The organism is Pseudomonas sp. P5_B2, from assembly GCF_056400445.1.
On the sequence record NZ_JBFULH010001006.1, the window covers coordinates 1 to 1,164 of the forward strand.

Sequence of the window (1,164 nt, forward strand, 5' to 3'; positions counted from 1 at the left end):
CGCTTTCCCTGGCCTCTGGAAACGTCCCAGTTGCCCTCTGCGCCATGGGTGAGCTCATTCAGGTAATCAACGTAAAAGTGCTCGGGTAAGCGAGACAGAGCGAAGGCGCGGCAGGCCTCGTCGTCTGAAAAGTCTCTGCGGTAAAGACTCAGGTTCTCGCGAAGCCCGCCTGCAAACATCCACGGCTCGTCTGGAATGAAGATTGCTCGGCCGTCAGTGTCGTCAAGACATTGCGCTCGGTTTCGTAGCACCGAGGTCTTGCCGCTGCTCGCGGTCCCGATAATCGCAATATGTTTAGCTTGGGTGGTCGGTAGCTGTACCGGTTCAAGGTGGGACGAATCAGCGTGATTGGCACGAAGGAAATACTCGATGTTTTTGTGCCCGACAAATCCTTGAGAGATGCTTTGCACAATATCCGGAATGTTATTGGCGACGGATCTCAAGCCGCCAATCAATGCCATGGCCGCCAACACTCCAGGTGCATCGACGTGACCCAGATAGACTAGCTGCAACAGTGCCGCACTGAGCAGCGCCGCAATGGGCGTCATCGTCGAGATCAAACTGATCGCCGCCACCAGGCGGGCCGCTTTTTTCAGCGACGCTGCTTCGGGGTTTCGTTTGTCGGCGTAGTCGCTTATCAGTTTGGCATTCCAGTTCTTAAGCCAGGCCTGGCGTCGGTTTTTTGTAGCGAACACTCCTATCTCAATGCGTTGCGTGGCGTTCAGTGATAGTTGTGCATAGGTCATGCTCAGTCGTTGAGCCACCCAGAACACGACCAGTGAACTGACGACAATGACCGCCAACGCGGCCAAGGCACTGACGCCTAGGGCAAAGAAGAAGAATGTTGAGGTAAAGATGACCGTGGCGAGTGCCAGCGAGATTGTTATAAGTCCCGACCATGAAGATTCGACACGTGCCGCTTCGCGGTCAAACAGCGTGGTGAGGCTGAGTGGAGACGAGCCACCCAGCGAACTGTTCTTTTTGAGCAGAAGGCGTTGTTCCACATAAGAGCGACCGCCGACACCCACCAGTTCAGCCAAAAAAAACGAGTGGTTGAGCGCCAGCCAGGCGCAGTAGGTCAGCGCCATGCAGGTGGCCCCGAGTGCGATGTTCGACATGACCACCGAGTCGTCTTGTATGAGCTGCGCCAGTAACGATTTGAGG

1 protein-coding gene is annotated in these 1,164 nt (G+C 55.6%); it reads right to left on the bottom strand.

Annotated elements, in window-relative coordinates; all coding sequences use genetic code 11:
* Positions 1 to 1,088, bottom strand: a 1,088-nt coding sequence (locus tag AC1DRJ_RS28720; protein ID WP_477805116.1) for an ABC transporter family protein, incomplete at its 3' end; no start/stop codon positions are given.
* Positions 1,089 to 1,164 lie beyond the last annotated feature (76 nt).